Annotated in this window: 21 protein-coding genes, 1 tRNA gene and 1 pseudogene; 8 read left to right on the forward strand and 15 right to left on the reverse strand. The window is 54.7% G+C overall.

Annotated features, from left to right (window positions below; all coding sequences use genetic code 11):
• The 3 genes and pseudogenes from tuf to D9A02_RS01975 form a co-directional block, all read left to right on the forward strand.
• Window positions 1–250, forward strand: a pseudogene (gene tuf, locus D9A02_RS01965) (elongation factor Tu); the annotation flags it as partial.
• A 196-nt stretch (window positions 251–446) separates the two neighbouring features.
• Complete coding sequence (locus D9A02_RS01970; RefSeq protein ID WP_120499306.1) at window positions 447–2,369, forward strand: DUF3604 domain-containing protein; 1,923 nt, start codon at window positions 447–449, stop codon at window positions 2,367–2,369.
• Window positions 2,370–2,585: 216 nt separating this feature from the next.
• Window positions 2,586–2,661 (forward strand) — tRNA-Trp (locus D9A02_RS01975).
• A gap of 558 nt (window positions 2,662–3,219) precedes the next feature.
• On the opposite strand, the gene D9A02_RS01980 is transcribed toward D9A02_RS01975, so the two are convergent.
• The 7 genes from D9A02_RS01980 to D9A02_RS02010 all read right to left on the reverse strand — a co-directional run bounded on the left by D9A02_RS01980 (window position 3,220) and on the right by D9A02_RS02010 (window position 10,423).
• The gene (locus D9A02_RS01980; RefSeq protein WP_120499307.1) at window positions 3,220–4,068 is read right to left on the reverse strand and encodes a hypothetical protein; all 849 of its coding nucleotides are present in this window, start codon (window positions 4,066–4,068) and stop codon (window positions 3,220–3,222) included.
• 327 nt (window positions 4,069–4,395) lie between these two features.
• A complete protein-coding gene (locus tag D9A02_RS01985; RefSeq protein ID WP_120499308.1) occupies window positions 4,396–5,187 on the reverse strand; it encodes a serine protease in 792 nt (263 codons plus the stop codon).
• Entirely contained in the window at window positions 5,184–5,987 is an 804-nt protein-coding gene (locus tag D9A02_RS01990) for a serine protease (protein WP_120499309.1), read from the reverse strand. The genes D9A02_RS01985 and D9A02_RS01990 overlap by 4 nt, the downstream gene beginning before the upstream one ends.
• A 79-nt stretch (window positions 5,988–6,066) precedes the next feature.
• Window positions 6,067–7,371: a glycolate oxidase subunit GlcF gene (gene glcF, locus D9A02_RS01995; RefSeq protein WP_120499310.1), complete on the reverse strand. Its 1,305-nt coding sequence runs from the start codon at window positions 7,369–7,371 to the stop codon at window positions 6,067–6,069.
• Window positions 7,372–7,383: 12 nt separating this feature from the next.
• A complete protein-coding gene (locus D9A02_RS02000; RefSeq protein WP_120499311.1) occupies window positions 7,384–7,725 on the reverse strand; it encodes a hypothetical protein in 342 nt (113 codons plus the stop codon).
• Window position 7,726: 1 nt separating this feature from the next.
• A complete protein-coding gene (locus tag D9A02_RS02005; protein WP_254054518.1) occupies window positions 7,727–8,977 on the reverse strand; it encodes an FAD-binding protein in 1,251 nt (416 codons plus the stop codon).
• 6 nt (window positions 8,978–8,983) lie between these two features.
• On the reverse strand, window positions 8,984–10,423 hold the full coding sequence (locus tag D9A02_RS02010; protein ID WP_120499312.1) for an FAD-linked oxidase C-terminal domain-containing protein: 1,440 nt from the start codon (window positions 10,421–10,423) through the stop codon (window positions 8,984–8,986).
• Between the two features lie 151 nt (window positions 10,424–10,574).
• Here D9A02_RS02010 and D9A02_RS02015 point away from each other — a divergent pair, with 151 nt between their 5' ends.
• Window positions 10,575–10,934: a hypothetical protein gene (locus tag D9A02_RS02015; protein WP_120499313.1), complete on the forward strand. Its 360-nt coding sequence runs from the start codon at window positions 10,575–10,577 to the stop codon at window positions 10,932–10,934.
• 5 nt (window positions 10,935–10,939) lie between these two features.
• Here the strand turns inward: D9A02_RS02015 and D9A02_RS02020 are convergent, their stop codons facing one another.
• The 4 genes from D9A02_RS02020 to D9A02_RS02035 are packed head-to-tail and all read right to left on the reverse strand — an operon-like array spanning window position 10,940 to window position 17,625.
• Window positions 10,940–12,988 carry a hypothetical protein gene (locus D9A02_RS02020; protein WP_120499314.1) on the reverse strand — a complete coding sequence of 683 codons (2,049 nt, stop codon included), beginning with the start codon at window positions 12,986–12,988 and terminating at the stop codon, window positions 10,940–10,942.
• 7 nt (window positions 12,989–12,995) lie between these two features.
• On the reverse strand, window positions 12,996–15,743 hold the full coding sequence (locus tag D9A02_RS02025; protein WP_120499315.1) for a DUF4159 domain-containing protein: 2,748 nt from the start codon (window positions 15,741–15,743) through the stop codon (window positions 12,996–12,998).
• Window positions 15,740–16,621 carry a DUF58 domain-containing protein gene (locus D9A02_RS02030; protein WP_254054519.1) on the reverse strand — a complete coding sequence of 294 codons (882 nt, stop codon included), beginning with the start codon at window positions 16,619–16,621 and terminating at the stop codon, window positions 15,740–15,742. The genes D9A02_RS02025 and D9A02_RS02030 overlap by 4 nt, the downstream gene beginning before the upstream one ends.
• Entirely contained in the window at window positions 16,618–17,625 is a 1,008-nt protein-coding gene (locus D9A02_RS02035; protein ID WP_120499316.1) for a MoxR family ATPase, read from the reverse strand. Before D9A02_RS02035 ends, D9A02_RS02030 begins: the two co-directional genes overlap by 4 nt.
• A 69-nt stretch (window positions 17,626–17,694) precedes the next feature.
• On the opposite strand from D9A02_RS02035, the gene D9A02_RS02040 reads away from it, so the two are divergent.
• Window positions 17,695–18,273, forward strand: a complete 579-nt coding sequence (locus tag D9A02_RS02040; RefSeq protein WP_120499317.1) for a DUF1285 domain-containing protein — start codon at window positions 17,695–17,697, stop codon at window positions 18,271–18,273.
• 9 nt (window positions 18,274–18,282) lie between these two features.
• Here D9A02_RS02040 and D9A02_RS02045 read toward each other — a convergent pair whose 3' ends face one another.
• Window positions 18,283–19,416 (reverse strand): aromatic ring-hydroxylating dioxygenase subunit alpha, encoded by a 1,134-nt coding sequence (locus D9A02_RS02045; RefSeq protein ID WP_120499318.1) that lies wholly within the window; start codon window positions 19,414–19,416, stop codon window positions 18,283–18,285.
• 118 nt (window positions 19,417–19,534) lie between these two features.
• Here D9A02_RS02045 and D9A02_RS02050 point away from each other — a divergent pair, with 118 nt between their 5' ends.
• Together D9A02_RS02050 and D9A02_RS02055 are read left to right on the forward strand one after the other, a co-directional pair.
• Window positions 19,535–20,293 (forward strand): hydroxypyruvate isomerase family protein, encoded by a 759-nt coding sequence (locus tag D9A02_RS02050; RefSeq protein WP_120499319.1) that lies wholly within the window; start codon window positions 19,535–19,537, stop codon window positions 20,291–20,293.
• Between the two features lie 150 nt (window positions 20,294–20,443).
• Window positions 20,444–20,689 carry a type II toxin-antitoxin system Phd/YefM family antitoxin gene (locus D9A02_RS02055; protein WP_120499320.1) on the forward strand — a complete coding sequence of 82 codons (246 nt, stop codon included), beginning with the start codon at window positions 20,444–20,446 and terminating at the stop codon, window positions 20,687–20,689.
• A gap of 188 nt (window positions 20,690–20,877) precedes the next feature.
• Here the strand turns inward: D9A02_RS02055 and D9A02_RS02060 are convergent, their stop codons facing one another.
• From D9A02_RS02060 to D9A02_RS02075, 3 genes are all read right to left on the reverse strand, one after another.
• Window positions 20,878–21,333, reverse strand: coding sequence for a DpnI domain-containing protein (locus D9A02_RS02060; RefSeq protein WP_216824935.1), 456 nt, complete (start codon window positions 21,331–21,333; stop codon window positions 20,878–20,880).
• Between the two features lie 49 nt (window positions 21,334–21,382).
• Window positions 21,383–24,187, reverse strand: a complete 2,805-nt coding sequence (polA, locus tag D9A02_RS02065) for a DNA polymerase I (RefSeq protein WP_120499322.1) — start codon at window positions 24,185–24,187, stop codon at window positions 21,383–21,385.
• Window positions 24,188–24,626: 439 nt separating this feature from the next.
• On the reverse strand, window positions 24,627–25,037 hold the full coding sequence (locus tag D9A02_RS02075; RefSeq protein WP_120499324.1) for a helix-turn-helix domain-containing protein: 411 nt from the start codon (window positions 25,035–25,037) through the stop codon (window positions 24,627–24,629).
• 112 nt (window positions 25,038–25,149) lie between these two features.
• On the opposite strand from D9A02_RS02075, the gene D9A02_RS02080 reads away from it, so the two are divergent.
• Window positions 25,150–25,806 (forward strand): cation transporter, encoded by a 657-nt coding sequence (locus D9A02_RS02080; protein WP_216824944.1) that lies wholly within the window; start codon window positions 25,150–25,152, stop codon window positions 25,804–25,806.
• The last annotated feature ends 73 nt before the right edge of the window (window positions 25,807–25,879 follow it).

The raw sequence follows: 25,879 nt of genomic DNA on the forward strand, positions 1-25,879 counted from the left end.
GACCAAAGATGAGGGTGGCCGTCACACGCCGTTCTTCGCGAACTACCGTCCACAGTTCTACTTCCGTACAACGGATGTGACCGGTACTGTTACTTTGCCAGAGGGCACAGAAATGGTTATGCCTGGTGACAACCTTAAGTTCGAAGTTGATCTGATCGCACCGATTGCGATGGAAGACGGTCTGCGCTTCGCGATCCGCGAAGGTGGCCGCACCGTCGGCGCCGGCGTGGTTGCCAAAATCCTCGCGTAACGCGCAACAGCGATTACACGACAGAAAGGGCTCCCATCAGGGAGCCCTTTTTTGTTGGTAGATGCTGGCCCCTTTCTCCAAAATTTCCGGAATTTTGAAATTGATCAAATGTGTGCATACTGGAGGCAGTAACGCGCACTCTTTTAGTTGAATTTCTTACCAGCCAACTGACACAACGACACATTTGGGGGAGACTATGTTTCGGTTTTTAATTTCGACAGCTTTGGCTGCATCGCTTTCAATTCCGGCTATTGCCGATGGCGTACCAAGTGAGGAGGCGGCGGAAGGCACCTTTGCTGAAAGCCCGTTTTCGCCCTACGCCAATCGCAATTTTCCAGAGCGCCCGCTGTGGGGGGATTCACATTTGCATACCGGCCTTTCGCTGGATGCCGGTGCCTTCGGCAACACGTTGCTTCCGGACGAAGCTTGGCGTTTTGCCAAGGGCGAGCAGGTGATCTCATCCACCGGCCAGCCGGTTCGATTGGCACGACCATTGGATTGGATGGTGTTGACGGATCACACCGATCTGATGGGCTTTGCCCCGGATCTGCAAGCCGGCAAACCAGGTGTGCTGTCTGATCCTAAGGGGTTGGAATGGTACGAGGGGTATTCAGCTGGTGGTGAAGAGGCCGGTAAGGCCGCATTTGATATCATCACGAATTTTTCGCAGATGACGCTGCCTGAGATCTTGCTTGAATCCTATAGCCCGGGTGCAGATGCCTTTGCCTTTACCTGGGAACACATTGTTATGGCCGCCGAGCGGCACAACGACCCCGGTAATTTCACCGCCTTTATCGGGTTTGAATGGACGTCAGTGCCCAAAGGTTTCAACTTGCACCGAAATGTCATGCTGCGCGACGGACCCGTCCGGGCTCTGCAGATGGTGCCACCTGTGACGCAGCCGCCTTATGGCGATACTGACCCAAAGGCACTTTATGCGTGGCTTGAAGAGTATCAGGGCAAAACCGGCGGCCGGGCTGTGGCATTTGCCCACAATGGCAACCTGTCGAATGGTTGGATGTTCCCGACGGAAGACACTTACCACGAAGGCAAGGTTGACGAGGAATATGTCAATAAGCGCGCCAAATGGGAACCACACTATGAGGTTACCCAGATCAAAGGTGACGGCGAAGCGCATCCGTTTCTGAGCCCTGAAGACGAATTTGCAGATTATGAGAACTGGGATGTCGGAAACCTTGATATTACCGAACTCAAGTCTGACGACATGCTGACGGGCGAATACGCTCGAGAGGCACTTAAACAAGGGCTGATGCTTGAAGAAAAGTTCGGGGTGAACCCTTACAAGTTTGGCATGGGCGGCGCGACAGACAGCCATACCTCCTTGGCGACGGCAGAGGAAGACAACTTCTTCGGAAAATCCGTGAGCGTCGAACCCTCGGCCACCCGAATCCAGCATCCATTCATTGCCAATGAACTGGGCGAGATCCCGGGCGATCTGTTAGTTGCCTCTGGTTACACCGCTGTCTGGGCGTCCGAGAACACCCGTTCAGCAATTTTCGATGCCTTTAAGCGTCGAGAAACCTATGCCACCACTGGTCCACGTATTGGTCTCCGCTTCTTCGGCGGTTGGGGGTTTTCCGAGGGCGATCTGCGTACCCGCTCAATTGCCGAAGCGGGATACACACGCGGCGTGCCGATGGGCAGCGATATGCGTCCACGTGAAACTGAAACTGCTCCATCCTTTCTAATTGCGGCCCTGCGCGATCCAATTGGGGCCAATCTGGACCGCGTTCAGGTGATCAAAGGTTGGATGGACGGCGGCGGAACATTGCACGAAAAGGTCTATGATGTGGCTTGGTCCGGGGATCGCGAGCCGAATGACGAGGGCAAGCTGCCTGAGGTTGGCAATACCGTTGATTTGGAAACCGCCAGCTGGAGCAATACCATCGGCACGTCTGAGTTGGTAAGTGTCTGGAGCGATCCAGATTTTGATCCGGCAGAGCGGGCATTTTACTACGTGCGTGTGCTTGAGATTCCAACCCCGCGTTGGATTGTCTATGACAAAGTCCGCTTTGGTATTGACCTGCCACCAGACGCGCGGCTGATCCACCAGGAACGGGCCTATTCCTCGCCAATTTGGTACACGCCGACAGACTGATAGTGTGGGGCGGGATTCTACCCGCCAACTCTTTCTCTTCAGTTGCGCCTTGATCGCCCGTAGCTTGCCAAGGGAGTGTCACTTCCATTGCTGAACCAACAACCACTAGGTTGTTACCTATTTGCCGACTTCGTTTTGCCATTCATGTTTTCTTGGAAAAGCATTGAATGGACGCTTGATTCCTCGAACTAGGTGTCGTAATCGGATCCCGGATATAGGGGTATAGCTCAGCTGGTAGAGCGACGGTCTCCAAAACCGTAGGTCCCGGGTTCGAGCCCTGGTGCCCCTGCCAACAATTTCAACACATCTGCCAACCATGCCGTGACTGTGTTGCAAAATTTGTGCGTATATCAGAAAGTCTCGTGAATTTGGAAGGTGCGGAGTGTGAGTTGTGCCATCTGCGATTGAAACGCCCACTCACAGATAGCATCCTCGCGGTTAAACCTCAGTGGCGCTGCACGTCCTACGCCCAAAACACCTTTGACTATTGGCAAACAAAAGTATTCCCATCTGAAAGGCTTTCGCGGAATCTTATCGTCGTGCTACGGACATAGTGGTCTGATGGTGACAATGCTTATGATACACTTGCGGCTTGGTTCAAGTGGTCCCAGTATATAACGCGCCTGGCTATGTCAGAGTCGGTGACGCAGCCAAGGGTAAATGCCTTAGCTGGGAGACATTGGCCGAGGTATGTAGCGGAAAATATTGGTGAAACTACAGTGAAATCTCGATCCTAACCCAACAAGAACTGCAGCTCATGTGTCGCTCACAGCAGACATGAAACCCTAACCCGCCTTTAGCGGACTAAAGCTGGTCGAAAATCCAGAACCACCTCTGGATCACCAAAGGACTATACAGGATTTTCTTTTGGATCAATTCCATGTCGTTTACACAGCAGATCTAGGTAACAACCCTCTGGTAGAACGCCATTGTATTTGTCCTTAAGAAAATGTTTTGTCTTTCCATAAATATGCACGGAATGTGTCATTGTTTTCTCAACATCTGATGTTGATGATACTGGGAGAAGCAGCGGCTGCCGCACAGGCCGCGGACCAGGGTATAGCACGTCTTTGTCCATCACGTGTACGGCCTCGCCAGTTTGCTTCAGAAAGTGGTCAATCAAACGTGGCCCGGACACTCCCCAATCAAAGTCGAGAAATCCGAAATCCTCGCCCTCAGAACGCATTTTCTTTAACCTTTTGCGCCGCCCTCCGTTAAAAAATGGCGGTATGGGGCAGCGCTCTTCGGACAGCTCAATAGCCAGTTGAAGTGCCAAACTGGAACGGGGCAAACCCAAAACACCATTGGCAATAAATAGCGGCTCGTCACCGTGCGCGTGATTCCCAAAAACATATTCTGATTTGAAATCAAAAGGTTTGACGCAAATGGCATCAGAATCGGCCCAAATGACATTCTCGGTGCGCCTTAAAAGATGTAGGCGGAAAAAGTCAGCATAAACACCATGGGCCCTTCTATCATCACGGTTAACACATTGAAATGGTGCAAGAAATGTCCGTGCATCATCGTAGTTCAGGCCATCTATTCCAAGGTCAATGTCTTCCAATGTGTACAGTGTAACTTTGTGCCCTGCATCTATGAAGGATTTAAGGCACAGTTGCTCGATAAACGACCAATCGGGTCCAATCCACATACTCGCAATTTCAGGTAAAGCCCTGGTTTTAAATTTCTGATTTTTCATATCTTGAAATTTGTCTACTTTGTTTCTTCAATCAAGCGTCTGCTCCACGCTTTATGCTTCGACGGTAGCAGTAAAATTTACCCCCAGCCATGACAAAAATCGGTCACGATGAAACCGCAAAGATCTGTTCTAAAAGTTTGCTTTTAATCAGCCCCGCATCAAGCGGTTGCCGGCAATCTTGCCGACAGTTTTTCTACATTCTGAACAACCAAAAATACAAGAAGGGTGATAGCCTGAAGTTTTTTAGCGATTTTCTCGTCTGGGCTCTAGGAGATCTGTCATGGGGTAACATGAAGTCACTAGCATATTGAACTAGTCGTTATCTTCTTAACTGCCACTGTTAGAGACTTTTTCGCGTTTGAACCCGCCACCGGATTGCCCGAACGCACCGGTTGCAGGGCGATTGGCACGCAGGTCGCGTTTCAATTCTTGTACTAGATCGGGCAGTTCCATGCCCCAGGCCAGAGGCGGGCCTTCACCGACAGCCCCAGCACTGACGAGTGACAGAATGCGGCCGCGCCCGTTTTCCTTTTTGAAAATTGGCGCACCAGAGGAGCCATAGGTGATATCACAATCAACTGTGATAAGCCCGCGAGAGCGACCCAGCACCCCGCAATCACGCTGCCATGACAGTGCTGCATCGCGCCCACGTCCATAGGACACAACGCTGACCCGGCTGCCTTTGCTGATGCCACGGTGCAGAGCAAAGGGGGCGGCTTCGAAGCTTGAAATCGGACTGTCCAGTTTCAACAATGCGACGTCATAGCGAATGGTCTGCGCGCTGGTGCGTATTTTGGGGTTGTATCCTTTATGAGCTGCAATCTGAATCACAGATCGATCCGCAACAGATACGCCATCGCGCAGGCCTGCCCGAAATTGCAGGCTGTCTGTAGATAGTAGCCGGGCGTTTTGATCGTACACACAATGTGCCGCTGTCAAAACCTGATCCGGGGCGATCAGGACACCGGTGCAATAGCCATGGCCGGATTGCTCCACCCGGCCCACGGCCTCCCAACCGAACAGATCATCACGATCGGTTAGCCGTGTCAGCCCACTGCTTTGCGCCAAAGCACCCGAGGCCAGAAAACAGAGAAGCGTAAGGATAGGAGTGATTTTCATGGCTTGGAAAACTTTGCTCCATTCACGCGACGTTTGGTGACCGGAGTAAAGCCCGAAACGTTCTGGATGTTTTCCAACTCACCCAAGCCCATCAGCGTCAACAGATCTGCTAGCGGACGCTTAAGTTGCGTCCCCAGTGAGACATCTTCGCCGTCCACTTCAGCCATGGCAGAGACAACTGAGACGACCCGGGGTGTGTTCTCTTCGAATGAGAAAACAGGCGCGCCTGAGGATCCGAAATCAACATCGCAGGACATAATCAGCACGCCTTGCTGACGGGCTTTAACGTCGCAGTATTCCTGTAGTGACGGCGCTTCGAGCCGGTCATGTGCATAGCTGACCACGCCAATGCGCTGTCCTTTGCGGGGGCGTTCGTCTGTCTGAAACGGGATGATCCGGGTGTTTTTGATCGGGTGCTGCAATTCAAGAAGGGCCACATCATTGCGCACGGTTGCGGCGGCGATATCTTTGCGGTGTTTGTATTTTGGATGCGCTTCTGCCCGGCGTACATTGCGGTACGCGGCAGCCCGACCATTGCGCCAGCCAGCAAGAAACTGGATCTCTTCTGGGTCGACTTTTTTACCAGTGCGTTTGTCAAACAGGCAGTGCGCGGCTGTCAGTACCAGATGCGGCGCGATCAATGCACCGGTGCAAACCCCATGCCCACCGATATCAAGCCGCCCGACCGCCTCCCATGCACGGGTGTCATCCCCTGTATCAAGGCGTTTCAGGGTAGAGTCTCCAGCCAGCACCATTGGCGCGGACAGACAGAGCAAAACAGCCATAAGTAATTGACGCATCAGGAACCTTCACAAATGAGCTGCTGCAAGTTAGGCAGGGTTTCAGGCCAAATTAGGGCATCAATGCACATTCGTGAACCTAAATCTTAACGTCGGGAAATTGTGACAACGCAGCCGGTTTAGGCCCGCCTGTGGCCCAATCCAGCAACTCAACTGTGTGCACTACGGGGTGGGCTGTACCTGAACTGATCTGCATCATACACCCGATGTTGCCTGCAGCGATAAGGTCGGGCTTTTGAACCTCAAGTGTGCGAATCTTTCGCGCCTTAAGTTGGCCGGAAATTTCAGGTTGCATCAGGTTATACGTGCCCGCGCTGCCGCAGCACAGATGGCTGTCAGCGGGCTCTACAACAGAGAACCCTGCGCGTTTTAATAAGTCCTTAGGGGCCGCTTTGATCCGCTGACCGTGTTGCAAGGAGCAGGCTGCATGATACGCAACGGTCAGGTTTTTAGGCGCACCTTGTGGCAGATCCAATTGCATCAATAGCTCAGATACATCCATGGCCATAGCGGCAATACGTTCGGCGTCCTTGGCCAGTGGGTCATTGCGAAACATATGGCTATAATCCTTGACTGTGGTGCCACAGCCCGAGGTGTTGATGACAATTGCATCCAATCCTTTTCCGGCGATCTCTGCAGCCCAGGCATTTATGTTTTCTGCCGCCGCGCGATGACTTTGGTCGACCTGACCCATGTGATGTGTCAACGCCCCACAGCACCCTGCCCCTTTGGCAATCACCACCTCGCAGCCCAACCGCGTCAGTAGCCGGATAGTGGCATCGTTGATATCGGTGTTCAGTGCCTTTTGTGCACAGCCCGTCATAAGCGCCACTCGTTTGCGTGGCGTGCCCTGAGCGACAAAACTTTGCGGATCGTCATTGCGGCTGACTGGCGGAATGACCTTGGGCGCCATCTCTAGCATGGCCCGCAGGCGGGCATCTGGCATTAATCGCGCAAATGGCCGGGCAATTTTTGCCCCTAAAAGCGCGAGCCGAAACCGCATTGGATAGGGTAGTATCCGCGCCAATACCCAGCGTAGGGCACGGTCGCTAAACGGTCGTTTGTAATGTTCTTCGATATAAGCGCGGGCATGATCAACAAGATGCATGTAGTGCACGCCCGAGGGACAGGTGGTCATGCAGGACAGGCAGCTTAAACAGCGGTCAATATGCTTGACGGTCTTGGCGTCTGGCACACGATCGTTTTCCAGCATGTCCTTGATCAGGTAGATCCGGCCGCGAGGGCTATCGAGCTCATCGCCCAGTATTTGGTAGGTGGGGCAGGTGGCGGTGCAAAATCCGCAATGCACACACGAGCGCAGGATCTCATTGGCACGGGCGGTCCCGGGATTTTTAAGCTGTTCAGGCGTAAACTGTGTTTGCATGAAATCCCCCAGCTACGCGAAAAGAAGAAAGAAAAGCGTTGAACCAATCAGGCAGGGCGTTGCCAAGGCCAGCTTTGCAGCCCATCCCTTTTGGTCAAAAGTGAGTAAGGTATAAAGTGCGGCGTAAATCGCTGCGAAGATCAAACCAGCAACTGCAGAAAAGTACAGGATCGCTCGAAAGCCCGATGCCATCCCGTTCCCTGCGGCATCCGAGCCGGTAATTGGCGGCAAAAAAGTATGAATTGTGAACACAATAATACCAAGGGCCGCGTAGATCAGAGCTGACTTATATGACTTTGAGAGTGCCAGAGAGATCAGGAAAATGATCGGGCCGGGGGTGAACAATATAAGCATGTCACGCGCCTTTCATGAGATAGCGATTTAGAATGCCCTTTGGGTCAAACTTCTGACGGATCGCCTGCGTCAGGGCCGCTACAGGGGCTGGTTCGGGTTGGAAAGCGTTCAGCCCGTTCCAAGCTTCTGATGGCGCTTTGACTAATGTGGCATGCCCCCCCAGCTGGGTAACATTATACTGTAGATTGGCATGTAAAACACGGATGCCTTCAAGAGGATCATTGCGCTTTGCTTCGTCGCCATAGCTTGCGATTTGAAGCAAGTGGTCTTGCGTCACAGCAACCCAAATTAGGCCTCCCCCCCAATCCAGCATCCAGTCGTAAGAATGCATTTGGTTCATCGCGTCCAAAAGCTCCAAGCTATCGCTTGGTTTGATGGAAACGCGCCAGACAGAATTATGGTTGCTGAATGCGCGAACATCTTTGGCTTCAACCCATAGCCTTGCATTTTCGCCCTCATCCGCGATGAGTGCTGCACTGCCTATACTGCTGAGACGGTTCAGTAGCCTTTGTGAACGGTATTTAACAGAATCTGAGAAACCTTCTAAGCGCAGGATAGTTTTGCCTGACAGATACGCAGCGCCAGTCACATCAAATGGGGATCTCAAGGCACCAGACATTACATCAATTGTGTCTTTGGAGGTGAGATCTTTGAAAACCAGTGTAGCCACGCTTTCTGGCTTTGGTAGCACCTTGAACGATACTTCACTGATCACACCGAGTGTGCCCCGGCTGCCGGCCATCAGCTTGACCAGATCATAGCCGGTCACATTTTTCATCACACGCCCACCATTTGACAGAACGCGCCCTTGCCCATCGACAAAGCGTACTCCTAAGAGAAAATCCCGCGCGGCACCGCATTGAATACGCCGGGGGCCTGAAACGTTGGCCGCAAACACCCCGCCAATGGTTGGGATGCCGCCAGTGCCCAGCAATGGGCGATGGTCCATGGGTTCAAATGCCACTTGCTGGTTTTCCGCGTCCAGTGTAGCTTCAATTTCCGCAAGTGGTGTGCCAGCCTTGGCCACCATAGTCAAAGCGCCCGGCTCATAAAGTGTGATGCCCGAGAGCCCGGATGTGGTGAGTAAATCTCCCTTAGGCTGGCCAACAGGTCGCGTCCCTCCACCCTGTATGCACAAGGGGGACTTTGCTGCGGCAATCATGTCGGAAAGCTCTGTTTCGCTGGTTGGTTTTAACACTTCATCTTTCTCAAAATATTCCGGGGTGAATTGGCCAAAGGTCAAAAGCGGCAACGCCCCTCATTCTGCCGCAACCCTGCGAGGTTCACTGGCGTTTAATGGGAACACCTTGGCTGGGTTTAACAGCCATTTGGGATCAAACACATCCTTGATCGCCATCTGAATATCAAGATCCTCTGGCGTATATTGATGGCTCATCAGATCGCGCTTTTCCACGCCCACACCGTGTTCACCGGTTAGGCAGCCACCGACTTCAACACAGAGCTTCAGAATTTCAGCGCCAAAAGCCTCGCATTTCTCCAGATCACCGGGTTTGTTGGCATCAAACAGGATCAGCGGGTGCATATTGCCGTCACCTGCATGAAACACATTACCCACACCTAGGCCAAACTCGGCGCTCATCTCTCCGATCCGACGAAGTACATAGGGCAGTTGACTGACTGGGATGGTCCCGTCCAGACACATATAATCATTGATCTGTCCCATCGCACCAAAAGCGGATTTTCGACCCAGCCAGATGCGCGCACTTTCATCGGCAGAGGAACTTTGCCGCAGTTCGACCGGGTTGTGGACGCGAGCGATGGTAGCGATTTTATCCAGTTGTGCGTCTATTTCCGCTTCTGATCCTTCGACTTCGATGATTAAAAGCGCTTCGCAATCCGGATAACCGGCCTTGGCAAAGGCCTCGGTTGCGCGGATGCAAGGGCGGTCCATGAATTCGATGGCGACCGGTAGAACCCCGGCTTTTATGATGTCTGACACGCACTGGCCGGCCACTTCATTGGAATCAAATCCAATCAATGCCGGGCGCGCACCCTCGGGCTTGTGCAGGATGCGCAAGGTGGCCTCGGTCACAACGCCCAGTTGCCCTTCTGATCCGCAGACCACGCCCAACAGATCAAGCCCGCCTGCATCCAGATGCGCGCCGCCCAGCTCTACGACTGTGCCATCCATTAGCACCATGGTCACACCCATCAGATTGTTGGTGGTCACGCCGTATTTCAGGCAATGCGCCCCGCCCGAATTCATCGCGATATTTCCCGCGATGGCGCAGGCCAGTTGGCTAGATGGGTCAGGCGCGTAGAAGAAACCGTGTTCTTCGACCGCGCCAGTGACACTAAGGTTGGTGCGGCCGGTTTGCACCCGTATAAAGCGGTTATCGTAATCGGTTTCCAAGACCTCGTTCATTTTGGCCACGCCCAGAATGACGCAATCCGCTGTGGGCAGCGCACCCCCTGCCAAAGAGGTGCCCGCACCGCGTGGCACAACCGGAACGTCCATCCGATGGCACAGGCGCAAAACCTCAGACACTTCCGTCGTTGAGTTGGGTAAGACAACGGCCAGAGGTGGGCATTTGTAAGCCGTCAATGCATCACATTCGTAAGCCCGGGTTTCAAATGGATCCGAGATCACCGCATGGGCGGGCAGAATCTGGTGCAGCTGCGCAAGCAATTCTGCCTTGCGCGCTAAAATGATCGGGTTGGGTGTGGGCATTTCCATGAAGGATCTCCGTCATTGGTAATAAAATATAACCAATTATCAAGTCCCGCAAGGGAAACCTGCGGCATGGCGACAACACCCGGAAGGGATGACGAAAAAGACACGCAGACGTGAGTGCAAAATCGTGCATGACAGCGATATATAGAAGGGTATGAAACGATTTTACCTACCCCTCCTTGCAAGCTGTCTGGCAAATACTGCATTGGCGCATGATCCTGAAATTCTTGACGTCAAAGTCGAGAAAATGGGCATGATGTGGAGCATTCATGTCACATTACAACATGGTGATACCGGCTGGGATCATTATGCCGATGGCTGGGTGGTTATGGATGTTGAAGGCAATGTTCTTGCCACGCGCAAACTGCATCACCCACATGTCGAAGAACAGCCCTTTACCCGTTCTTTGCATTCGCTGGTTTTACCGGATGGCACACGTGAAATCAGGGTCAAGGCCCGCTGTTCTGTTGATGATTGGTCAGATCAGGTGACGAAGGTCATCCTGACCCCCTAAGCCGATCAGCGCCGCCCCTCATAAAGCCATGCGCCTGTGATCAGTAGCATGCTGAGCAACAAGACAAACCATGCGGGCAGCAATGGGATCTGTGTCACAGATAGGGTCTCATAAGCATTACGTTGGGTCAGGCCAATCCAACCACGTCCAGCGGCAGGCCGCCCCATGCGCACATCGCGCAAGCGTGGCAATCCATCTTCAATCGCACTGATGCCGCCTGCGGTCTGTTTGACCAGTGGTGCCAGAATCTCTGTGCTCGCAAGGGTTTCAACAAATTCAATAGGGGCTGCAGGGCCTAGACCTATCACCGCGTTATGTTCACCATTTTCCAACCGATAGAGTCCGATTTCGGGCCCGTCGTACAACGTTTCAAACTGGCCCGGCGTTGTCTCTGACAGGTCAAGCGATTGTGTTTCACCGTTTGGTGCTGTCACGATGACTGGGTCAATGGTATCCGTCAGCGATCGGCGAATGATGCGCATTTTTTGGCCAGTCGCCTCTGCCCAAAGTGCTTCTTCCTCAAGCTCAGGTTCTTTCATCAACCAATGAGCCAAGCGGCGCAACAGCTCTAGTTGCGGGCCACCACTCTCGTATCCACGATGCCAGAGCCAAGCATGATCTGAGCCCAGTAATGCAACGCGCCCTTGTCCGACGTGATCCAGCACTAGTAGGGGGCGTTCATCGACGCCAGTCATCAAGATATCACCCCTTTCGGGCTGTAGATCGATCTGGCGCAGCCAATGTCCCCATTCCCCGTCAAATTCCTGCTTTAGTCCGGCGGTGACCGGATGGCGTTGCCCAATGTCGGAAATTTCGGGGCGGTAAGCTTTTTCATAAATGCGGGCAGTGGGGCGGGCTGGAACGATGGCAGCCAATGGTGTTCGATATAGGCTTTCTGCTGTGGCAAAATCCGGTCCTGCTGCAATCAAAACCGCGCCGCCTTCTTCGACATAGTTACGTACGTTTTCAAGATAGAGCGACGGCAGAATGCCGCGACGCTTGTATCGATCAAAGATGATCAGATCGAAATCATTGATTTTTTCCAAAAACAGTTCCCGCGTGGGGAAGGCAATCAACGAGAGCTCGCTCACGGGTACACCGTCATGTTTTTCTGGCGGGCGCAGAATTGTGAAATGCACCAGATCAACCGAGCTGTCGGATTTCAGCAGGTTACGCCATGTGCGCCCGCCGGGGTGTGGTTCGCCGGAGACCAGCAAAACACTAAGCCGGTCACGCACGCCGTTGATTTGCACCACGGTACTGTTGTTGCGGTCTGTCAGCTCACCCTCGACCATCGGGGTGGTGAATTGCAGCACGTTGCGCCCGCCATGCGGCAGGATCAGTGGTAATTCGATATCAGTATTGACCGAGACTTCAAATCGTTGTGGTTCGGCGCCATCGATAGAGACATCCAAGGGCACCTGCGTGTCACTAGGCGCGGCGGTGCCAAGGTCATCAATGCGCAGGGTCATCTGGATTTCTTCACCCAGAATGGCGAAGGCGGGGGCATTATCAATGGTCAGGCGTCTGTCCCAATCGTCCTCGCGCCCACTGTGCAGCAGGTGCAGCGGTGCGGGAATGTTAGGTGCGCGGTCGATATCGTGCACCCGCCCGTCTGAGAGTAAAATAGCCCCGGCGATACGACCTTGGGGCGCTTCCGCGACAGCGTCAGACAGGGCGGCCATTACGCGCGAGCCACTATTGTCGGGGCCATCTTCGACAACAATTGTACGCAGCTCTGTATCCGCGCGCGCGGCCAGACGTTGTTGCAAAGTATCAAAAGCTTTACTGGTCTCGGCGCGGCGATCACCCAGTGTCTGACTGGCGGTGCGATCATCGACAAGGAACACGATATCATCGAGTTTGTCACGCTCTTCTTGCTGCATCACCGGTCCTGTGAGCGCGACCAGAACCACACATGCGGCCAGCGTACGCAAGGCCCAGCCCGACAATCCGCGCCACAAAGATAAGCCTAAACCGCACAAAACCATGCCAAACAAAGTGGTAATGAAGGACCACGGAAGCAGAGGGTCAAAGAGGATCGATGTTGTCATAGCTGTCTCACTGCCCCAGTCTGTCAAGAAGCGCAGGCACATGGACCTGGTCCGATTTATAATTGCCGGTCAGTACGTGCATTACTAGATTGATGCCAAAGCGATATGCCAGTTCGCGCTGACGTTCGCCAGAATAGCCGCGGCCAACCGGATACAGCGGTGCGCCACTATCGCTGATGGCCCAGGCTGCGGCCCAGTCATTGCCGCCGATGATCACCGGCGTCACCCCATCATTGAGATTGCGGAATGGCATGCCTTCGATCTGTTCGGCGTTAGGCGGTGCGGCCTCGGCCCAGACAGGTTGTCCGGCGAATCGACCGGGGAAATCCTGCAGTAGATAAAAGGTTCGGGTTAAAACATGGTCGCGCGGTATCGGTTCTAGCGGCGGAATATCCAGTGGTGCGGCCAGCCGCTGAAGTTTGTTGCCGTTGGGTGAGGCGCTGCTGAAACCGGCAATATTGGCATCACGCGTATCAAATAGGATCAACCCGCCGGTGCGCAGATAGTCATTCAGGCGGGTATAGGCCAAATCAGATGGTTGTGGTTGATCTGGCGTGATGGGCCAGTAGATCAGTGGGTAAAACGACAGCTCATCCGTTTCCAGATCAATTCCGATCGGATTGGCCGGTTCAATCGAGGTGCGGAAAAACAATGTGCTTCCAAGGCCCCGCAAACCTGCATCAGATGTGCGGTCTAGCTTTGTATCCCCGGTCAGGACATAGGCGAGCACCACTTCGTTGGTGGCATACTGCGCCTTGCTATCTTGCGCGTGGCCTTCGCCGGGTATCAAGAATAGCGCACATAGGATTACAGCGGTGCGGGTGGGTAATAACCGTCCAGTCAGGGCCAGCGAAGCCATGATGTCTGTCATCAGCAGCAATAGCGCAAGTGACAAGAGCCATCCGCCAAGAGGTTTCTCAACCTGCGGTGATAAATCCGAGATGGGAAGCCCGTCTGGCCACTCAGCAGGGCGCAAATCTGGCTCAGCTGGAATGATATTCAGCGCCAAACGGCGGTCCGGGCCATCATAGACCCCGGGCTGAAGTGTGGGGCCGGGAGCCTCTGAAATCAGCCGCGCACCATCGACGCCGGGCAAGGTTGTCGCCTGTGTAAGCCGGCCAAACCCATCCAGCACCTGAACAGGCTGCCAAGTGGTGCCTTGCATTTGCATCATGTCAGGCACAGCAGCGGCGGAGGATGTGGCCAGCCGGTCTAGCATCTGCACAAACAGGCCAGACAGCGGCAGGCTGGACCATTCCGCATTGGCGGTCACGTGGAACAAAACCACCTGCCCAGCGCCAAGACGCTTGCGGGTGACCAAGGGCGTGCCGTCGGTTAACTGAGCAATGACCCGTTCAGCCAAAGTTGGATCTGGTTGGGCCATGACCTGTGCGGCGATAGAGACCTCGTCCGGCACGGGCAGGCCAAAGAAAGGGCTGTCTTCTGCAAAAGGGGCCAGCGTTTTAGGCGCACCCCAGCTCATTGCGCCGCCGATCATGCGTCCGCCTGCGCGCAGGCGCACGGGCATCAAATCAGGCTCGGAACTGCGGGCGATATCACTTGCGGCTAGCCGCGGCCCGGCAAAGCGCAAAAGCGTACCGCCGTTGTTGGCCCAGTCCAGCAGGGCCTCTTCCTCGGCGGTCGTCAGTGTGGCGACATCGGCCAGAATAATCACATCCGGATTGGCAGGCAGAATATCTAGTAGGCTGCCCTCAAGCAGATGTGCAGCGGGCAAGAAAGCCTGTTCGAGGTAGTGCAAAGGCGAAAGCAGTTCGAGGCCCTCGCGGTCTTCGCGCCCGGCGATCAGGGCAATTTCGCGTTGTTTCAGGGTGTCACCGGTCAGGGACACGGCCCCGGCATGGGATTGACCGGCAATCTGAAATCGGGTCAGGCGGGCACGCAGCTCTGCAGGCAGCGAAAGTATGCCTTTGGTCGCGCGCTCTCCTGCGTCAAAGCTTAGCGGCAGACTGGCCATCAAACGAGACGTCCCTGTGGGGTCACGACCGTGGGCCTGTATGGTGATGGCCTGCTCTGTAAGGGGATCAAGACGATGGGCTGTCAGCACGATGTCGCCATCTGCAATGACAGGCGGAGACAGGGCCATCAGGGAATGGGTTCCTTGATGGATGGTCACAGGGCCATGGCTTTGCAAGGCTGCAAGAATAGTATCACGCCCATTGCGGGCCAGACCGTCAGAGAACCAGCGCGTCTCAAAGGGGCCATCCCCCAAAAGTGCGACAATGTCATTTGTGTTCGCGGGATCTGGGGACCATGGCGCAGGGGCCATACCGCCAAGTTGCCCACGCCAGTCCGTGGCTGCACGAAAGGTCAGTGGCTCTGGTGTGCTGAGGTGCAACATTGCGGTGGGCCGGGCCTCACGTCCGGCCTCGGCAAGCAAGGATTCAATGACCGTGCGCTGGGCTGACCAATCTGCGGCGCTGGCCCAGCTTGCATCTAGAACGATCAAAAGCGGCCCGGTGTGTTTTTGTACGGGGTCTTTGTGCGGATTCAACACCGGGCCTGCCAGTCCGATGATGATGGCCGCCACGGCCAGCATCCGCAGCAACAACAGCCACCATGGCGTGCGGTCTGAGCTGCTGTCTTCGTCGCGTAGGCCAAGCAACAAGGCCACACCGGGAAACCTGCGCCGGACAGGCGCGGGTGGGATAGCGCGCAGGATAAACCACAGCACCGGCAGGATGATGAGCGCCAGTAATAGCAAAGGCGCGCTGAAGCCGATGGCACCAAGGGTCATGAGGGATTCCCCCCTTGATCAAAGGCACGGTAAAGCCACAACAGGGCCGATTGTGCGCTGTCATTGGTATGATGGCAGTGATAGCGCCAGCCGGTTGCGCGGCACAGCTGTTGCAGCTGATCTTTGCGCGCGGCAAGCCGTTTTAGGTAACGGTCGCGCAGATCGCTGGCTTGCAGGGTTTCGTGTTTCAGTGTCCCGCCACCGCTCTCAAATATGGCGCGCCCTCGGTAGGGAAAACTTTCCTCTGCAGGATCAAGGACCTGCAGTAAAACACCGCGTACTCCCCGATCGGCGGTGGCGGTCAGCGCCGATTGTAGCGACTCTAGGTCGCCCAGAAAATCCGACACAAACAGCGCATGGCTATGCGGTGGAATGGCGGCAAAGGCTGGTTGGCCGTAGTCCCCGTCATGATCGCGGGCAAGGGCCGCTGCCAGCCGAGTGATCTGCGCCGCGCCGCGCCTTGGTGGCAGCGCAGGTTCAGTAAGTCCGACACGTTCACCCCCCCGGTTCAACAATATGGTTAGTGCCAGTGATAATACCTGCGCACGATCTGATTTTTCGGGCAGGCCCGTGTCAGAGGTGAAGTGCATCGAGGCGGCATTATCGACCCAGAGCATGACTGTCTGGGCAATCTGCCATTCGCGCTGACGCACGAACTGCGCATCGCTGCGGGCAGAGCGCCGCCAGTCGATATGTCGGCGGGAATCGCCGGGTTGAACCGGGCGGTATTGCCAGAAATCATCACCCATGCCCGCCCGTCGACGACCGTGGTCCCCCAGCATAACCGCGCCTGCCAAGTGCCGTGCCCGCGCCAGCAACGGCGGTAGGGTTTTAGCCTCAGCTTCGGCGCGGGCACGAAGGGGGAGGGGGGTGCTCACGCGGCGGCCTCAACTTGGGTGACTGATTGCGTCACTGAAGCGATCAGATCTGGTAATGTTTCACCACGGGCCCGGGTTGCAAAGTTCAACGCCATCCGGTGACTTAGGACAGGCAAGGCCAGCGCGGCCACATCATCGGCGTCAGGGACAAGCCGCCCCTGCAACATGGCACGGGCACGCACGGCCATCATCAACGCCTGTGCCGCACGGGGTCCGGGACCCCAAGCTACAGAATCTTTGACGATCACTGATGCGCTTTCATCTTCTGGGCGGAAGGCGCGCACCAGATCAAGAATGGTGTTCATGACATTTTCACCCACAGGCATACGCCGCAGCAATTCCTGAGCTTTCAACAGTTCAGCCGCGGTAAACACCTCATGCGCTTCGGTCTCTGCTGCACCGGTCGTGGCTAGCAAAATATCACGTTCGGTCTCGCGGGTGGGATAGGGCACATCGATTTGCACAAGGAAACGGTCAAGCTGCGCCTCGGGGAGGGGGTAGGTGCCCTCTTGTTCAATCGGGTTTTGCGTGGCCAGAACATGGAATGGTGCCTCAAGCGTGCGGTCTTGTCCGGCAACGGTCACCTGTCGTTCTTGCATCGCCTGCAATAGGGCCGATTGTGTGCGTGGGCTGGCACGGTTAATTTCATCCGCCATCAGCAGTTGACAGAAAATCGGCCCTTCGATGAATTTAAAGCTGCGGCTGCCATCGGCACTGGTTTCCAGCACTTCAGATCCCAGAATGTCGGCGGGCATCAGATCCGGGGTGAACTGCACCCGGTTCGAGCGTAGGCCCATCACGGTCGACAGGGTTTCAACCAACCGGGTTTTACCTAATCCGGGCAAGCCGACCAACAGACCGTGACCGCCACATAATAGCGCCGACAACGACAGATCAACCACCTGCTGTTGGCCGATGAAACGCTGATTGATAGAGGCCCGTGCCTGCGCCAGCTTTTCCTCAAGCGTTTCGATCTGAGCCAACAATTCATTATCATCCGTCATGGCAAAACTCCTTAACACTGGCTATTCGTTACAATGAGTGTATCGCTTTGAATGGAAATGGCAAAAGTTATGAGCGAAAATCCCGTCACAACCCCGTCAGCCGAAAGCCTGTCTGAGGCGGCGCGCGCGGCGCAAGGCAAGGGGTTACCCCCGGTTCACCTATGGAATCCTGATTTTTCTGGTGATATGGACATGCGGATCGCCCGCGATGGGACATGGTTTCACGAAGGTCGTCCAATCAACCGTTTTGCTCTGGCGCGGTTATTCTCCACGATTTTGAAACGCGAAGGTGACAAATACTACCTTGTAACTCCAGTGGAAAAGGTCGGAATCACAGTGGAAGACGCCCCTTTTGTGGCGGTCGAATTCGATGTTGAAGGCGAGGGTCAGGCACAGGCGTTGGTGTTTGACACCAACATGGAAGATCGGGTTTTGGCAGGCAAAGAGCACCCGATCCGGGTGGAACGTGACCCGGAAACTGGTGAACCAGCGCCCTATGTCATGGTGCGCGACAGGTTGGAGGCGCTGATCGACCGCAAAAGCTTTTACCGGTTAATCGATCTGGGTGTGATCGAGGGAGACTGGTTCGGCCTGTGGTCAGATGGTGCGTTTTTCCCAGTTATCCCCGCATCTGAAATGCAGGAATAACGCGTTTTATCAGCTAATTTTACCTGCGTACCAGCGCGCGAAACTGGCGACATTCGGTTCTAGATCGGGTTGAAACCGACCTGCGCGCGCATCAGGGTTTTGCAGGCCGCGTTGCTGGTTTTCCAATGCCGGGATGTCCTCATTCAAGGCTGCATCCATCCGCTCGAAATAGGCCGCGATTTTCGTATCAAATCCCGGTGAAGCTGCAGTTTCAGGCGGCACGGTGATGGTTTGTACTACTTTACAGCGGTTTGGACCCAGTGGATAGGCCTCGTAGATCCATAGTGCATCGGTATTGGCGGCAAAGGTCATGTTTGGAAACACCCACGTGTAGCGCGCGCCATCATTGGCTCGTCCTGTCAGGCCCGGCATAGGAGGTAAGGCATTGTCTTGCGCCCCCTCCAACAATCCGCCGGTGCCCTCTGTCGCGCCAAACTGTGTGGCATAGTCGCCGGTTACGTCATCTGCTGGGTCAGGTTCGGCATAAATGCTGTCGATGGAATCGGGGTGAACATAGGCAAGGTGATAGTATTCGTTGAATACCTCTAGGAAAGCTTTCCAGTTGCATTCCACTTCCAGTTCACGTCGGCGGGCAGTGACAAGTGTGTCGAGCGGCCATGCGGCATGGAGATCAGCAAAATCGCCAAGATGTGTGTCCAGATCTGCGGCGTCAGGGTCAAGGCAGACGAAGACAAAACCAAACCGTTCTTCGGCGCGATAGCGGATCAAACCGTTTTCGGCTTTATCAAACCCCTCTGTCGCCTCCATATGTGGGGCGGAAACCAACCGACCATCAAGAGCGTAGAACCACGAATGAAACGGGCAGCGTAAGCCTTTGCAGTTGCCTGCGCCATCGACAAGACGGGCGCTGCGATGACGGCAAGTATTTGCTAAGGCTTGTATTTTTCCATCTTTGTCGCGGGTTAGAATGATGTTTTGCCCGGCCAGGTCGAGTGTGGTGAAATCACCGGGATTGACCACCTGATCAGCGCGCCCGACGCCGATCCAGCCGCCGCGAAAAATCTTTGCTAATTCTGAGTTGGCCATCGCGTCAGACGTATAAAATTCTGGTGGGATGGATGATGCCTGCGCTGCCGGTTTTAGGCAGTTTTCAAGCTCTGTGTTCGGTACCGCGTCTTTCATGATCCGCCCTCCCTAATTTGGAGGAATTACGATTGGTTTTTGCGCTCTGGTCTGTTCTGTTTGCGACAAAGGTGGAATTTGCCTAAGCAACAAAAGAGAGACCACAAAGGTTAACACTATGCCTCGCTTTGCTGCCAATCTGAGCCTGTTGTTTACAGAGCGCCCGTTCCTGAGCCGTTTTGCGGCGGCCAAGGTGGCAGGGTTTGACGCGGTTGAGATGCTGTTTCCCTATGCGCACCCTAAGGAGCGCATACTGCAAGAGATTGAATTAAATGAACTATCACTTGTTTTGATCAACACGGCAGCAGGGGATTGGGAGGCCGGAGAACGTGGGTTTGCGGCCGTGCCAGGCGCGCAAGAGTTATTCCGTACGGGGTTTTTGCAAGCGCTGGAATGGGCGCAGGATCTGAACGCGCGGTTTGTTCATATCATGGCCGGGAATGCGCAAGGGGCAGAAGCCAAGGAGACATTTGTTGATAACCTGCGCTGGGCAGTGGATGTGGCGGGGGAGCAGAAACTAACGATTGAGCCAATTAACCCCGTGGATATGCCTTTGTATTTTTTGAATAATTTTGACCTTGCCAGAGATGTTTTAGAGACTGTGAACGCCGCCAATCTGCACCTACAATTCGATGCCTATCATGCGCATAGAATCACGGGTAACGCTTTGAGGGCATGGGATAACTTTGGATCATACGCTGCCCATGTACAGGTTGCTGGTGTCGACGGGCGGCATGAGCCAACCTCGGATATCATTGATTATGCTGAATTTTTTGAAGTGCTGGATGCAGTAAAATACGCCGGGGTGGTCAGTGGGGAGTATTTCCCAAAAGGCCGAACCGAGGATGGTTTGAGTTGGATACGTTCCACGCTCTGAATTTGCGTACAACCTGTACAGGCTGTACGCGGTTTATGTACGCAAAACGACCGCAGTGGTTGGCGCGCACCTGTCGTCATAGCGCACTGTGCCCCAAGCCCCTGTTAACCAGAAGTTGAGACATTTGCCGTATCTTCAAAGGGAGTGGCGATGTCAGCGGAAGTGAACTGCCAGAAATTGCGCAACAACTGGCGAGGCTATTTAGACCATGTCGCCAGCACAGGTACACGCGTGGTGATCACACGTCACGGGCAGGCGGTGGCGGCATTGGTGAGTTTGCGGGATCTGCGCGCATTAGAAGAAGTGGATCAAGGTCGTGAAGAATTTATGGAGGCGCGACATCAGGAACGGATGAAGGCGTATCGGCGGATGCGTCGGGTGATGGAGCGGGAGTAAGCATTATTTGGATGTATAGCAACAAAAGGGTCGCGACCGAGCTGGAGGGCGTTCGGAGCGGCGCGTGGGGCGGATGCGCTGTTTAATGAAGAACGTTGTGCATGTTGAGGGGGCGCAAACACGCCCTCCAGGGGGAGGTCGGGTGCGACCCGAGACAAACTTGGGTGGATCGATTTTAGGAAATAAGGCTAGAATATCCGCACAAAGCGATTTTTCAGGTTTTTAATATCTAACTTGAACCCCTGCCAGCCAGCCCTTTTTGCTGTGCTGGATAACGGTTTGCGCGGAACAAACATATCTGGCGTTTGTAGGTCTTTCGAAAGGAAAAAAATCGAGTGGTGTCGCGTTTCTTCGTTCACCAGCACCACAAACAACGAAAAGTATATCCCAGATTGCATTCGTTCATTCTGCACATTCCAAGCTGCGCCAAGGATGGTATCAGGTAAAACATTAATGTTTTTCGAACGTGCGGTTTTAACTTGGGAGAGGTACCCGCAAAAATCACAAATTATGTCTGCGCATTTAAAGTTTGTCGGTAGCAGCTTTTGCGTGCCGTTTCTTTTGCAAGACGGGCATTGGCAATTTTTAGCAACAAACGCTTCGCCAAAGTCACCTAACGTTTGATATTTGGTTTTCGTTTTCAAATTAAGTATCCATGAAAGTGCAAGGTGGCCTTTCGAAGACTGAATACATCTAGTGCGCCTCAGCCCAGTTCGCGCCCTGACCGGCATCCACGATCAGCGGCACATCAAGATGCACGGCGGGGTTGGCGGCACCTTCCATGACGGTACGGGCGGCGGTGATGAGTTGCTCTTCGGCACCTGTCTGCACTTCGAACAGCAGTTCGTCGTGGACCTGCAGCAGCATTTTGCACGGGATATCTTTGATCGCGTCCGGCATGCGGATCATGGCGCGGCGGATGACGTCGGCGGCGGTGCCTTGGATCGGCGCGTTGATGGCCGCACGTTTGGCGAAACCGGCGCGCGGGCCTTTGGCGGCAATCTCAGAGGTGTTGATCTTGCGGCCAAACAGGGTTTGGACATAGCCGTGCTCTTTGGCGAAACTCACCGTCTCGTCCATATAGGTGCGGATGCCGGGGAAGCGCTCAAAATAGCGGTCGATGAACGCCTGCGCCTCGGACCGGGGGATGCGTAGATTGCGCGCCAGACCAAAGCCCGAGATACCGTAGATCACACCAAAGTTGATCGCCTTGGCCTGACGCCGGACCATCGGATCCATGTTTTCAACAGGCACGCCGAACATTTCAGACGCAGTCATGGCATGAATGTCTATCCCGTCACTGAACGCCTGTTTTAGGGCATCGATTTTGGCGATGTGGGCGAGGATGCGTAGCTCAATCTGGCTGTAGTCGAGGCTGATCAGCGTATTTCCGGGGGCGGCGATAAACGCCTCGCGAATGCGGCGGCCTTCCTCAGACCGGACGGGGATGTTTTGCAGGTTCGGATCGGTTGAGGCCATGCGCCCGGTGCTGGCCCCGGTTTGTGAATAAGAGGTGTGGACGCGGCCCGTATCAGGATCGATATGATCCTGCAGGGCGTCGGTGTAGGTGGATTTAAGTTTGCTCAGCTGACGCCAATCCAGCACACGCGCGGGCAAGTCATGCTCTGTCGCCAGGTCTTCGAGGACATCCGCACCGGTGGCATAGGCCCCAGTCTTGCCCTTTTTACCGCCTTCGATGCCCATTTCGTCAAACAAAATCTCGCCCAGCTGCTTGGGAGAGCCAACATTGAAGCTGCGCCCGGCAAGTTCATGAATTTCCGCCTCGAGCCCGGCCATTTTCTGGGCGAAGGTATTGGACATGCGGCTGAGTGTTTCGCGGTCGACCAGAACACCGTGGCGTTCCATCTGCGCCAATACTGGGGACAATGGGCGTTCAAGTGTTTCATAAACGGTGGTGACTTGGATGCGATGCAATTCGGGCTTGAACGTCATCCACAGGCGCAGGGTGATGTCGGCATCTTCAGCGGCGTATTTGACGGCCTCGTCAACATCGACCTTATCAAAGGTGATCGCGGATTTTCCAGTGCCAAGCAGAGATTTGATCGGGATTGGTGTGTGATTCAGATACCGATCTGACAGTGTGTCCATACCATGCCCATGCAGGCCTGCGTGCAGGGCATAGGACATCAGCATGGTGTCATCAAACGGGGCCACATTGACGCCGTAGCGTACAAGGATCTTGGCGTCGTATTTCATGTTTTGGCCGATCTTCAGGATGGCCGGATCTTCAAGCACCGGTTTGAGGGCTTTTAGCGTTTCATCAAGATCCAGCTGCCCATCGGCAAGTTTGTCAGAGCCAAAGAGATCATCTGCTGCACCTTCGCTGTGGGTCAGTGGGATATAGCATGCGGTGCCGGGCGCTGTGGCGAGTGAAATGCCGACAAGATCGGCCTGCATGTCGTTGAGGCCGGTGGTTTCGGTATCAACTGCAACATAGCCCAGTGCAGTGATCTGAGTGATCCATTTGTGCAGCGCGGCCATGTCCGAGATGCGTTCATATTTGTCGGGTTCAATCGTGGGCCATTCGGGGGCGGCGCTGTCGCTGCTTGCGGGCGCGGCAGTATCTTCGATTGCCGGGGCTTCGGCCCCAAGCGTGTCGGCAACACGTTTGGTGAGGGTGCGGAATTCCATCGCGGACAGAAATTTCAGTAGGACCTCGGCGTCGGGGTCTTTGACCTCAAGATCATCAAGGGTGAAATTCAGCGGAGTGTTGGCATCCAGCGTGACCAGCTTTTTCGACAGCTCGATCTGTTCGCGTTTTTCCAGCAGGGTCTCACGACGCTTGGGTTGTTTGATCTCGCCCGCGCGGTCCAGCAGGGTTTCCAGATCACCGTATTCGTTGATCAGCAAAGCGGCGGTTTTGATGCCGATGCCGGGCGCGCCGGGCACGTTGTCGACGCTGTCTCCAGCTAAAGCCTGTACATCGATCACACGTTCCGGGCCGACGCCGAACTTTTCCTCAACGCCCTCAACATCGATACGGCGGTTTTTCATGGCGTCGAACATTTCAACGCCGCCGCCAACCAGTTGCATCATGTCTTTGTCAGAGCTGATGATGGTGACACGACCGCCTGCGTCGCGTGCTTGAACGGATAGCGTGGCGATGATGTCGTCGGCCTCGTAGCCTTCCATCTCGTGACAAGCGATGTTGAAGGCGCGGGTGGCGTCGCGAGTCAGCGGCATCTGTGGGCGCAGGTCCTCGGGCATGGCCTCGCGATTGGCTTTGTATTGGTCATAAAGATCGTTGCGGAAGGTATGGCTGCCTTTGTCAAAGATCACGGCCACATGGGTCGGGGCATCTGGGCCAGCGTTATCCGAGATATAGCGCTGCAACATGTTACAAAAGCCGCTGACCGCACCGATGGGCAGCCCGTCTGATTTGCGGGTGAGGGGGGGCAGCGCGTGGTAAGCGCGGAAAATGAAGGCTGAGCCGTCGATCAGATGCAAGTGGCATCCTTTGCCGAATTGAGTGGTCATGCGCGCGCCCCTGATGGTTTGTGAATTCGTCTTACCGGTTTTGCCACGAAGTCGTCCGGGCTGCCAGCGGCTTCGTGTAATGGAGAACACAAGATTTCGGAGTCTGACAGAGGTCACGGTTTTGTGATATGGGTGGTGGGACTTCCATGAACTTATGTGAGCAGACCCATGATTGGCCAGAAAAACAAAGATCAGATCAAACGCCGCTGCCACCGGTGCCGCGGATCAGGTCGCGCTCCTTGTCAAATCTGCAATGGGGCCGGACAAGTGATCAAAGGTCGGGATATGCAGGGGCGGCCGAACTTTGATCGTTGCGACGGATGTTTTGGCATGAAAACTACGCGCTGCGCAATTTGCAGTGGTGAGGGGATGATGTGAGTTGTGTAGAGCCAGCCGAATGGGATCTCTTTTAGTTTAATATCGGTTATCGATCTAAGTTCTAATGATCCGTCTCGCACAAGCTATGATCGGCCAAAGTTTCGATAACAGCACATTCACCGACGTTGTGCCCATTGCAGGCAGTAATGCGCAGCAGCTCTTTTTCCAGACGCATTAGTTTTTCAATACGGTCGCGCACCTCCTCCAGATGTCGATTGGCGATGGTGTCAGCGGTGCCGCAGGGGGTTTCGGGGTTTTGGCTCAATTCGATCAGCTCGCGGATGTCATCCAGCGAAAACCCCAGATCACGGGAATGTCGGATAAACGACAACCGTTGTAGCCCGTCGCGTGAATAGCGGCGTTGGTTGCCTGCCGAGCGCCCTTGTGACGCCAACAGGCCTACTTCCTCATAATACCGGATGGTGGGTACTTTGACACCGGTGCGTTTTGACAGCTGGCCGATCGAAAACATAAAAAACCCTCTTGAACCTCTAGCCCCTAGAGGAATTATATGTCGGGTTGTCAAAGAAACAAGGGCGATGACAATGGCGCAAGACACAGTAAGTAGCTGTAATATGGACGAGGTGAAATGCGGATGCTCAGGCAATCCGCAGTTTGACGGTATGGATCCGATGTATAAGCGGATCCTGTGGTTGGTGATTGCCATCAATGCCACCATGTTCGCGGTTGAGATGTCAGCCGGTAAGTTGGCCGGGTCGCAGGCGTTGCAGGCGGATGCGCTGGATTTTCTGGGGGATTCGCTGACCTATGGCCTGAGTCTTGCCGTAATAGGCATGAGCCTGAAGGTGCGTTCCACTGCGGCGCTGCTCAAAGGTGTCAGCCTATTGCTGATGGGGCTTTGGGTGTTCGGCTCAACCGTCTACCAGGTATTTGTTCTGGGGGTTCCCAAGGCAGAGATCATGGGGATGATTGGCTTTCTGGCGCTGGCGGCCAATTTGGCGAGCGTCTTGTTGTTGATGAAGTATAAAGACGGCGATGCCAACGTGCGATCTGTCTGGCTGTGTTCACGTAATGATGCGATCAGCAATGTGGCGGTGATGCTGGCCAGTGTAGCGGTTTGGTATTCTGCGTCGGCTTGGCCTGATATTCTGGTCGCGTTGATCATGGCGGGGTTGTTCCTGCGGTCTGCGCAGTTGATCCTGAAACAGGCTTGGGCCGAGTACACCGCAAGTGAAATTTCAGGTCCGGTAGCGGACCATGAACATGATCCTGCACACTAAAGTAAGTTTCAGCAATGATAGCCAATAGGGTAAGGCGTGATACGCGTTGCCCTATTATCATTGTGGTGCTATC

This window comes from Roseovarius sp. EL26, from assembly GCF_900327775.1.
GTDB lineage: Bacteria > Pseudomonadota > Alphaproteobacteria > Rhodobacterales > Rhodobacteraceae > Roseovarius.

Coding starts and splice junctions, on each gene's coding strand:
- D9A02_RS01970 (WP_120499306.1), top strand. CDS start 447: ATGTTTCGGTTTTTAATTTCGACAGCTTTGGCTGCATCGCTTTCAATT.
- D9A02_RS01980 (WP_120499307.1), bottom strand. CDS start 4,068: ATGAAAAATCAGAAATTTAAAACCAGGGCTTTACCTGAAATTGCGAGT.
- D9A02_RS01985 (WP_120499308.1), bottom strand. CDS start 5,187: ATGAAAATCACTCCTATCCTTACGCTTCTCTGTTTTCTGGCCTCGGGT.
- D9A02_RS01990 (WP_120499309.1), bottom strand. CDS start 5,987: ATGCGTCAATTACTTATGGCTGTTTTGCTCTGTCTGTCCGCGCCAATG.
- glcF (WP_120499310.1), bottom strand. CDS start 7,371: ATGCAAACACAGTTTACGCCTGAACAGCTTAAAAATCCCGGGACCGCC.
- D9A02_RS02000 (WP_120499311.1), bottom strand. CDS start 7,725: ATGCTTATATTGTTCACCCCCGGCCCGATCATTTTCCTGATCTCTCTG.
- D9A02_RS02010 (WP_120499312.1), bottom strand. CDS start 10,423: ATGGAAATGCCCACACCCAACCCGATCATTTTAGCGCGCAAGGCAGAA.
- D9A02_RS02015 (WP_120499313.1), top strand. CDS start 10,575: ATGAAACGATTTTACCTACCCCTCCTTGCAAGCTGTCTGGCAAATACT.
- D9A02_RS02020 (WP_120499314.1), bottom strand. CDS start 12,988: ATGACAACATCGATCCTCTTTGACCCTCTGCTTCCGTGGTCCTTCATT.
- D9A02_RS02025 (WP_120499315.1), bottom strand. CDS start 15,743: ATGACCCTTGGTGCCATCGGCTTCAGCGCGCCTTTGCTATTACTGGCG.
- D9A02_RS02035 (WP_120499316.1), bottom strand. CDS start 17,625: ATGACGGATGATAATGAATTGTTGGCTCAGATCGAAACGCTTGAGGAA.
- D9A02_RS02040 (WP_120499317.1), top strand. CDS start 17,695: ATGAGCGAAAATCCCGTCACAACCCCGTCAGCCGAAAGCCTGTCTGAG.
- D9A02_RS02045 (WP_120499318.1), bottom strand. CDS start 19,416: ATGAAAGACGCGGTACCGAACACAGAGCTTGAAAACTGCCTAAAACCG.
- D9A02_RS02050 (WP_120499319.1), top strand. CDS start 19,535: ATGCCTCGCTTTGCTGCCAATCTGAGCCTGTTGTTTACAGAGCGCCCG.
- D9A02_RS02055 (WP_120499320.1), top strand. CDS start 20,444: ATGTCAGCGGAAGTGAACTGCCAGAAATTGCGCAACAACTGGCGAGGC.
- polA (WP_120499322.1), bottom strand. CDS start 24,187: ATGACCACTCAATTCGGCAAAGGATGCCACTTGCATCTGATCGACGGC.
- D9A02_RS02075 (WP_120499324.1), bottom strand. CDS start 25,037: ATGTTTTCGATCGGCCAGCTGTCAAAACGCACCGGTGTCAAAGTACCC.